At 70.6% G+C, this 8,088-nt stretch carries 12 protein-coding genes; 3 read left to right on the forward strand and 9 right to left on the reverse strand.

Annotated features, from left to right (window positions below; all coding sequences use genetic code 11):
* Positions 1 to 150 precede the first annotated feature (150 nt).
* Positions 151 to 447 (forward strand): hypothetical protein, encoded by a 297-nt coding sequence (locus ACFY3V_RS33780; protein WP_389779183.1) that lies wholly within the window; start codon positions 151 to 153, stop codon positions 445 to 447.
* Positions 448 to 677: 230 nt separating this feature from the next.
* Here the strand turns inward: ACFY3V_RS33780 and ACFY3V_RS33785 are convergent, their stop codons facing one another.
* From ACFY3V_RS33785 to ACFY3V_RS33815, 7 genes are all read right to left on the reverse strand, one after another.
* Positions 678 to 878, reverse strand: coding sequence for a hypothetical protein (locus ACFY3V_RS33785; RefSeq protein WP_389779185.1), 201 nt, complete (start codon positions 876 to 878; stop codon positions 678 to 680).
* Between the two features lie 528 nt (positions 879 to 1,406).
* Positions 1,407 to 1,766 (reverse strand): hypothetical protein, encoded by a 360-nt coding sequence (locus ACFY3V_RS33790; RefSeq protein ID WP_389779187.1) that lies wholly within the window; start codon positions 1,764 to 1,766, stop codon positions 1,407 to 1,409.
* A 445-nt stretch (positions 1,767 to 2,211) separates the two neighbouring features.
* Positions 2,212 to 2,505, reverse strand: coding sequence for a hypothetical protein (locus tag ACFY3V_RS33795; protein ID WP_362904270.1), 294 nt, complete (start codon positions 2,503 to 2,505; stop codon positions 2,212 to 2,214).
* Positions 2,506 to 2,562: 57 nt separating this feature from the next.
* Complete coding sequence (locus tag ACFY3V_RS33800) at positions 2,563 to 2,712, reverse strand: hypothetical protein (protein ID WP_362904268.1); 150 nt, start codon at positions 2,710 to 2,712, stop codon at positions 2,563 to 2,565.
* An 82-nt stretch (positions 2,713 to 2,794) separates the two neighbouring features.
* Positions 2,795 to 3,334, reverse strand: a complete 540-nt coding sequence (locus ACFY3V_RS33805) for a DUF1062 domain-containing protein (protein WP_362904266.1) — start codon at positions 3,332 to 3,334, stop codon at positions 2,795 to 2,797.
* Between the two features lie 340 nt (positions 3,335 to 3,674).
* Positions 3,675 to 3,794 carry a VOC family protein gene (locus tag ACFY3V_RS33810; RefSeq protein WP_362904264.1) on the reverse strand — a complete coding sequence of 40 codons (120 nt, stop codon included), beginning with the start codon at positions 3,792 to 3,794 and terminating at the stop codon, positions 3,675 to 3,677.
* Between the two features lie 44 nt (positions 3,795 to 3,838).
* Entirely contained in the window at positions 3,839 to 4,258 is a 420-nt protein-coding gene (locus ACFY3V_RS33815) for a DUF6223 family protein (protein ID WP_389779190.1), read from the reverse strand.
* Positions 4,259 to 4,485: 227 nt separating this feature from the next.
* Here ACFY3V_RS33815 and ACFY3V_RS33820 point away from each other — a divergent pair, with 227 nt between their 5' ends.
* A complete protein-coding gene (locus ACFY3V_RS33820; protein ID WP_389779192.1) occupies positions 4,486 to 5,613 on the forward strand; it encodes a sensor histidine kinase in 1,128 nt (375 codons plus the stop codon).
* A complete protein-coding gene (locus ACFY3V_RS33825; protein ID WP_389779193.1) occupies positions 5,610 to 6,272 on the forward strand; it encodes a response regulator in 663 nt (220 codons plus the stop codon). The genes ACFY3V_RS33820 and ACFY3V_RS33825 overlap by 4 nt, the downstream gene beginning before the upstream one ends.
* On the opposite strand, the gene ACFY3V_RS33830 is transcribed toward ACFY3V_RS33825, so the two are convergent.
* Positions 6,236 to 7,090, reverse strand: coding sequence for an isocitrate lyase/phosphoenolpyruvate mutase family protein (locus ACFY3V_RS33830; RefSeq protein ID WP_389779195.1), 855 nt, complete (start codon positions 7,088 to 7,090; stop codon positions 6,236 to 6,238). The genes ACFY3V_RS33825 and ACFY3V_RS33830 overlap by 37 nt on opposite strands.
* Entirely contained in the window at positions 7,087 to 7,968 is an 882-nt protein-coding gene (locus ACFY3V_RS33835) for a hypothetical protein (protein WP_389779197.1), read from the reverse strand. Before ACFY3V_RS33835 ends, ACFY3V_RS33830 begins: the two co-directional genes overlap by 4 nt.
* Positions 7,969 to 8,088: the final 120 nt, after the last annotated feature.

Consider the following 8,088-nt stretch of genomic DNA (forward strand, 5'->3'; position numbering starts at 1 on the left):
ATTACGGACAAGAACGCGCACGATCATGACCTACGCGAGTGGCCGTGCCGTAGACCTGCTGGAGGAAAGCGAGCCACGCGCCCGCCGGGATCGGGGGACACGTGACCGCCAACTCACGTCATCAGCAGTAGGAACGGAGAGGACGTACAAATGCGAGTCAAGAACGCGCTTACCATGGCGACCGCCTCGGTGGTGGCCGGGGGAATCCTGCTGTTCGCAAGCCCGGCGGCGACTGCGGCCACCGCCATCACGGCGTCACGGAGTGCCGAGGCGACGCATGGTGCGAGCGCCTCCGCACCGTCAGTGTGGTGGACGGAGGGCTACTACATGTTCCATTACGAGTGCGTCCAGTCGGGCACGGCATGGGTCGCCATGGGCGCAAGGTCGTACGCCTGCGATCAGGCGGGACCCGCGAACTACCCGTGGAGACTCCGCATCCTGGACTGAACGGTCTCCTTCGGGCGGCAAGAGTGAAGTCTTTCGGCTCAGCACCCCGGTCGGCTCTCCTGCTTCAGAGGGAAGCGCCGACGGCGTAGCCGTGGGGGCGGGAGTCTCCTCGATGGTCGTACGCTGCCAGCGGGCGACCATCTCCTCCAGTTCAGCGGCCCGCTCCGGGCCCGTCAGGACCGCGATGACCTCCATCCGGCGAGAGGCGGTGATCTCCATGGCGAGCCATTTCAGGTCGGCGACGGTGTACATGGCCGGCCTCCTGTCAGGTCTCGCCGGGGCGGGGTCTGGTCGCGGTTCTTGGCCATCAGGGCCGGCCAGGCCGGGCGGTGACCCGAGGAGATGAAGTCGGCCATCTCCTCGGGCGGGAAGTCCTCGGTCAGGCCCGCGCTGACCTCGGGGTCCTCACAGCCGACCGGTGGGGCGACCACCAGAACCTGGTGGAGTCCCCGGTCTCCGAAACACTCAACGAGGTCGAGAAGGACATCCGCGTCGAATGGCGCAGGCCAAACGCCATTTCGACGACCTGATGTCGAAGATTCCCGAGGAACAGCACGCGGCGGTTATAGGGGCTCGCCGGGCGCACTCCTGGATCAACCTTGTTGATGACGCAGACTATGCCAACGCCACGTGCCCGACGTGTGGGGACGATGAGGCGCCCTGCTTCGGTCGTGAGGACTTCGAGGTCTCTGTCGATGTCGAACCCGACGGTGAAGGTGGTTGCGAGTCCTACGTCGACGGGGGCTGGAGATTTCTTCAAGCGGAGAGTCTTACATGCGGAGCGTGTGGGCTGCGGCTGCACAATCCTGGCGAGTCGGAGGCCGCCGGCCTGGGCCTCAACGTTCATATGCCGGGAAAGGAGGGGAGGAAGATGAGCTTTCCGATTGGTGAAGCGCACGTCGCGGCCGTCGTGTCCTCCAATCTCGTGACAGTTGGCACGACGGCGGCCCGGCCCGCGATCAGTCGCTGTGTCCGTCGAGTCGGCTGCCCGGCTCGGGGTCGGTGACGGGGAACAGCTCCAGCTGCTCGGAGACGGGCTCCTGCGTGGTCAGCTTCAAGCAGCGGCGGCAGGTGACCGCGCCCCGGTCCGGGTGCGCCGCGCCGGGATCCCATCCGCTCACCCCGACCATGCACGCCGGGCCCGGCATTCGCTCCCCGCCCAGCCAGCGCGTCATTACCACCGCGTGCACGATGCCCGAGGAGCGCACCCGAAGGTTGGAGCCGTCGGCGTAGGCGGCCCGCGCCGCGGCCGCGATCGTGGCCAGCGCCTCGTGCATGCCTGGGGCCTCTCGCGTCCCGTACTCGCCGCGCTCGTCCATAAGGATCAACCTAAGTTCCCTACTACGGGCCTGCCGATGACGCCATCGCCGGCGACGGAAACCGGCGGGGAGACATCCCGATGAGATCACGTCGTGACATCCCTTGAGGTCAGGATCGCCCAGAAGAGCAGACGCCACCTTTCCCTCTTTGACCTGCGGAAACAGAACGGACACTGACACTAATTCAGCAGATCACCATGCTGTGAGCCATCGCGGGGTCACCAGACCTCGCCCGACGCCTTGGGGACTCACATGCTCATCACTGTTCGGACCGCTGTCATCCTCGGCGCCGCGTTCGTCGCCGCAGCGCTCGTGGTCGTGGACGGCACGCAGGCTCCTCAACCCCGAAGCAATGGCGCCGGCATGGCCGGGCAAGCCGCTGATAAGCACTTCTTCGAGATGGAAAAGACGCTGACCTCGCCCGCCGGCCTCCGGCGGCCGCGGGTCACAAGAGATAGACGTACCACCACGTGAGGAATCCCAGGTAGACGACTTTCGCCACCAGGTGGGCTCCCGGCGGTTTCCGGAAACCTCCCACGGCGAGCCCTTCGTCTCCCGCGCGCGGTCGGCGGGCCGCCGCGACAGCAGTGGCGGCGAGGCCGAGCCAGGCGAGCAGGCCGTACCAGGGCAGGGCCGAGGGGACGCCCACTCCCAGCACTGTCTCGTTCTCCGCGATCACCCCGTACAGCGCGTCGGCCGTCAGCCCGGTGAGGAGCAGCCCCGACAGCCCCGCAACCACCGTGTATGGCCTGCGGCGCGGGCGCCGCAGGCCCACCGCGAGCTGGACCAGCGCGGTTCAGCGGCGCATCACCCGCAGCACCGGCGGCTGCTTGGCCAGCGGAGCCCTCTTTTCCTCGGTCAGTTCCTGTTCCAGCGCATCCAGGGTCTGTCCGGCCACCGCCGGCCCGGCCGACTCCTGATGCGCCCACACGATCGTGGAGTCCACGCTGACCACCTCCAGCCCGAGTTCTACCAGCCACGACCAGCCCGCCACCGGCCCTCACCAAGATCCGAACTTTGAACAGTTCCTAGTCCTCGGCCATCACGGTGAAGGTGAATCCGGTGCTCGTCGTACGGCGCAGCGGAATGTCGCACTTGATCCGGCGCAGCACCTCGTTCCTGCTGAGGCCCAGCCCCTGGGCGAGGAGCCGTTCCGGACGCACCGGCACCGGATCCTCGAAGACGACCTCCACCCGCACCGGCCACGCCTCGTCGGACCATGCCGAACGGATGTCCAGCCGCCAGGCCCCTGTCCAGTCCAGGACGAAGCGGTTGCGCCTGGCGAGCAGCGGATCCAGCAGCCTGGACGCCACCAGTTCCGGATCGTTGACGCGGTAGCCGTGAAGTTCGGCCGGATCGAAGGATCTGACCGGCGCTCGCTCGTGCACGGTGAGCTTGCTCGTCCGATCGCAGGACACGCAGCGCACCAGCAGCCACACGTCCAGCAGTTTGCCGTTGGCGTTGACGCGGAACCTGCCCTCGCCGGGGGTGGCCGACTCCGACCGGCAGTCCACGCACCGCAGCGACAGCAGAGGAAGCCTGGTCCGGCGAACGACCCAGGGCAGCACGATATGAGGTTGTGAAGACATGATCTCTCTAGACCTGACACGAGGCCGATTGCGCGCGACCTCAAACGCTGTAGGAGCGGGCGCACACGGGCAGCCCGGCAGGACCGACGGGAACGTCGGCTACAGGTGAGCGAAAGAAGGTGTCAGGTCTGGAAAGCAGGCGGGGTCACGCGGTTTTGTCCTCTGTCCTCACTACGGCGGGGCTGGGAGGCAACCTACGGGAACGCGGAAAGAAGACCCAAACGGTTTTCCGGCCGAGACTTCGTCGGTGCTACCGGCCCCTCTCCGACGAAGGCCGTCCAGGGGGCCGGTAGCCGTCGCCGGTGTCCACGGCTTCGCGTCAGCCCGGGGTGATGACGCAGAACTCGTCGCCCGCCGAGCCGGTGAGGACGATCCACGAGACGTCGCCCCGGCCCACGTCCGCGGGCGTCGCACCCAACTCCCGCAGGCGCGCGACCAACTCCGCCTGATGGGCCGCGGGCGAACGTCACCGCCGTATCGACGTCAGACGGCGCGGCGGGAACGGGACAGGGCCAGCCCGCCGAGTGCCATGGCGATCAGCCCCACCGCCAGGGCCATGAAGCCCCCGACTATTCCGTAACCGGTGCCAGGGCCACCGTCTGCGGCGGCCACGACCAGCCCGCCGACGACCGCGCCGACCGCCCCCGCCACCAGAGCCACGACGGCCCCCCTTCTCCCGGAGCCGGAGCCGATACGCCCCGCGGAGCGTGCCAGGGCGAGCCCGCCGACGACCACGCCGGCCACCCCCAGCAGCACGGCGATCAGGGACCACAGACGCCCGGCGGTCATGGTGTAGGCGCCGACGGAGTCCAGTTGGGCCGAGGCGTGCGCGGCCGCCGGTGCGGCGAGTGCGAGGACCGCGATCGGGGCGGCCGCGACGGCGAGCAGGTGACGGACGGACATGGGGCGCTCCTTTTCTGTGTCTTCTCCGGCGAACCGGATGTCGCCCGATCATGTCCGCCGGACCCGTCGCCGGTCGTCCCGCACGGGCGGGCACTTCGCGCTGCCACCGACGCGCACCCGGTTGCCGTGAACGCCGTAGGAGCCGCGAAAGATACCGCGGATGCGGTAGCCGGAGACTGGTCCGCGCGCAGGAGTCGCCCGCGGGGACATCCGGCTAAGGTCCCCCCATGGGGACAGGACGGTCCGGCGTGCGGGCGAATGCCACAGACTGGGTGATCGCCGTCGGCGTGGCGGTGACACTGCTGGTCACCGGGCTGTCCGGGCGGCACTCCACCCCCCACCTGGAGCTGCTCGGCTACGCGCTGCTGGCGGCCGGCGGCCTGGTGCTGGTCGCGCGCCGTCGTGCTCCACTCGTCGTCCTGGCCGTCACCGGGCTGTGCGCGGTGGGTTACCAGGCGGCCGGTTTCGACGTGCCCGCCGTCGCGTACCTGTTCGCGGTGTACGCGGCCGTGCGGGCGGGGCACCGCGTCTTCACGGTGGCGGCGAGCGTGATCATGCTGGCCCTTCTTCCGCTCGCGGCCCTGGCCGCGGGGTCGCACGACACGGGTGAGGCGTTCGCGCAGGCCCGAGGTGCCCTTGAGCTGGCCTGGCTGATCGCGGCCGGCGCCGCGGGGGAGGCGCTGCGGCAGGCCGAGCGGCGGGCGGACGAGGCCGAGCGCACCCGGGAGGAGACCGCGCGGCGCCGCGCCGACGAGGAGCGGCTGCACATCGCGCGGGAGTTGCACGATTCGCTCACCCACCAGATCTCGATCATCAAGGTGCAGTCCGAGGTCGCCGTCCATGTGGCCCGCAAGCGTGGTGAGCAGGTGCCGGAGGCCCTGCTGGCGATCCGGGAGGCCGGTCGCGAGGCGACCCGGGAACTGCGGGCGACCCTGGAGGCGCTGCGCGAGGAGGATCCGACCCCGCCGCGCGGCCTCGACCATGTCGCCGAACTGGTGGAACGGGCCCGGACCGGCGGTTTGGAGGCGACGCTGACGATCGAGGGGCGACGACACGACGTGCCGGCCGCGGTGGAGCGGACCGTCTACCGGATCGTTCAGGAGTCGTTGACCAACATCGCACGTCACGCCGCCGCCGCGACGGCGTCGGTCCGGATCGACTACCGTCCCGACACCCTCGCGATACGCGTCGACGACGACGGCAAGGCCAGGTCGGACGCGGCCCCGGTGCCCGGTGTCGGTCTGCTCGGGATGCGCGAACGGGTCACCGCCCTCGGCGGGCACCTGCGGGCGGCACCGCGCGAGGAGGGCGGGTTCACCGTCCAGGCCGAACTTCCCGTGGAGCGGACGTCGTGATCCGGGTCCTGCTCGTCGACGACCAGCCGCTCGTCCGCAGCGGATTTCGCGCGCTCCTCGACCTCGAGGACGACATCGAGGTGGTGGCCGAGGCCGCCGACGGCAGGCAGGGGCTCGCCCTGGCCAGGGAACACCTGCCCGACGTCGCTCTCGTCGACATCCAGATGCCGGTCGTCGACGGCATCGAGGCGACCCGGCTCATCGCCGCGGACCCGGCCCTGGCCGGGGTGCATGTCGTCATCCTGACCAACTACGGCCTGGACGAACACGTCTTCAACGCGCTGCGCGCCGGCGCGGCCGGATTCCTCGTCAAGGACATCGTGCCCGAGGACTTCCTGCACGCGGTACGCGTCGCCGCCCGGGGCGACGCGCTGCTCGCCCCCTCGATCACCCGCAGGCTCATCAACCGGTACATCGCCCAGCCGCCCCGGCCCGGCGCCGGCACCGGTCTGAAAGAGCTCACCAACCGTGAACGCGAGGCCGTCGCCCTGGTCGCGCGGGGTCTGTCCAACGACGAGATCGCCGACCGTATGGTGATCAGCGCGTTGACCGCGAAAACCCACATCAACCGGGCCATGACCAAGCTTCATGCCCGCGACCGCGCCCAACTCGTGGTCCTCGCCTACGAATCGGGCCTGGTGGTCCCACACGACTCCTGACCTTCGCGATCGCTCGTCGCGCGCGTGCCGTCGCCGGCGCGCGGGCCGTACCGGTGCAGCGCCTCGACCTGCTCGTAGGACGGCACCTCGCCGGTGACCGGTTCGCCCCGGGCCACCGCCAGCGCCGTGGTGACGGCCGTGCGCAACGCCGCCCGAAACAGCAGCGACCCGTAGCTGACGCGGGCCACCCCCAGTTCGGCGAGCCGTCGCATCGGCACGCCGGGGGAGACGAGCACGTTCAGCGGTACCCCGGCCCCGGCCACCAGCGCCTCGATGTCCCGCTCGGCACTCGCGCCCGGTACGAAGACCCCGTCGGCCCCCGCCTCGCGGTAGGCGCGGGTCCTTTCCAGCGCCAGAGCCGGGGCATCGGGCAGGTTCAGCCAGAACGCGTCGGTACGGGCGTTGAGGAACACCTCGGGAACCCGGCTCTTGACCACCGCGACCAGTTCGGCCTGCGCAGAAAGGCCGGCCAGGCGGTCACCGCGCCCGTCTTCGAGGTTGATCCCCGCCACTCCCAGTCCGGCCAGCTCCGCCACCAGGTCGGCGACCCGCTCGGGCGCCTCGGCGAAGCCCGCCTCGATGTCCACCGTCACCGGGACGCCCAGTCTCGTTATCGTCCGTGCCAGCCGCAGTGTCTCCTCCCGCGTCGCCCGCCCGGCGTCAGGCTTGCCCGCCGCGGCGGCCACCCCCAGGCTCGTCGTCCCGATCGCGGCGAACCCCGCCTGTGCCAGGGCCGCCGCGGAGGCGTGGTCCCACGCGCAGGGAAGCAGCAGCGGCTCGTCCGCGTGGTGCAGCGCCCTGAAGCGCGCGAACGTCATCGGGTCGCCGCCTCGATCGTCCCGGCCGCCAGTGCCAGCGCGACGTGCCTGCCCGGGCAGGCACGCGGCCCCGCCCCGAACGTCAGGTACTCCGCTTCGCCTCCCGCGCGCGGGAGGTCCCGGTCAGGGAGTGCCTGCGGATCCCGGCCGGCCTCCGTGACGTCGAGCACCACGATCCTCCCGTCGCCGGGCGTCCTGCGGCGCAGCGTCCGGACCGGAGGATCGTGGCGCAGTGTCTCGTCCAGCAGTTCCTCCACCGACCACGCCTCGGCCGGGCGCGACTTCGCGGGAGTGGTTCCCCCTCCCGCCGGAAACCGTGTCGCTGCGGCGGCCAGGGCTCCGCGGACCAGGGCGACGGTGGGAGCGTATGCCTGGGCGAGCAGTCCCGCCAGCACGGCCAGCCGCTCGGAAGACGGGTCACCCAGCAGGCGCGAGAGCTCCACCAGCCCTTGGTCGGCCACGTCCCTGCTCTCCTCCTCGCCAGGCCCGGCCCCGACGCCGGGCAGGTAGGCCGGGGCGATCGCCGCGACGGCCCGCACGGCACTCGGCCCGTCCTCGGCGCGTACGCCCAGCGCGATGGCGAGGACCAGCACCGGAACCTGTTCCGGGGGACAGGGGGCAGGGGCGATGTCCCGCGAGGCCAGCCGGAACGCCTCGGCGCGCAACGCGCCCGGGTCCAGCTCGGCCAGTACCGCCACCCCCGCGGCCCGGCGCTCGGCGTGCATGGACCCCTCGGTGAAGCGGCCGACCGCTCCGCGCAGCCACGCCACGGTCAACGCGAACGGCGGGCGCGGTACGGGGTCGACGGTGAAACGGGAGTCGGCCAGCACGGCCCGTATCTCGGCGGGACGGCTCACGACCAGCGGGTCGGACGTCATCGGTTCTCCTTGAGTGGGCGCCTCCCCTCTCGGTCGGTGGGCGAAGGAGAAGGCGCGGGACTCGGTGATCTTCAGAAGGTTAGACGCCGGACGTTTCGGCACCTGCCGAAACGTCCGCGT

The organism is Streptosporangium sp. NPDC000095 (assembly GCF_042899335.1).
Taxonomy (GTDB): domain Bacteria; phylum Actinomycetota; class Actinomycetes; order Streptosporangiales; family Streptosporangiaceae; genus Streptosporangium.

Excerpts from the sequence above, each read along its gene's own strand:
- ACFY3V_RS33780 (WP_389779183.1), top strand. The coding sequence starts at position 151 with ATGCGAGTCAAGAACGCGCTTACCATGGCGACCGCCTCGGTGGTGGCC.
- ACFY3V_RS33790 (WP_389779187.1), bottom strand. The coding sequence starts at position 1,766 with ATGGACGAGCGCGGCGAGTACGGGACGCGAGAGGCCCCAGGCATGCAC.
- ACFY3V_RS33815 (WP_389779190.1), bottom strand. The coding sequence starts at position 4,258 with ATGTCCGTCCGTCACCTGCTCGCCGTCGCGGCCGCCCCGATCGCGGTC.
- ACFY3V_RS33820 (WP_389779192.1), top strand. The coding sequence starts at position 4,486 with ATGGGGACAGGACGGTCCGGCGTGCGGGCGAATGCCACAGACTGGGTG.
- ACFY3V_RS33830 (WP_389779195.1), bottom strand. The coding sequence starts at position 7,090 with ATGACGTTCGCGCGCTTCAGGGCGCTGCACCACGCGGACGAGCCGCTG.
- ACFY3V_RS33835 (WP_389779197.1), bottom strand. The coding sequence starts at position 7,968 with ATGACGTCCGACCCGCTGGTCGTGAGCCGTCCCGCCGAGATACGGGCC.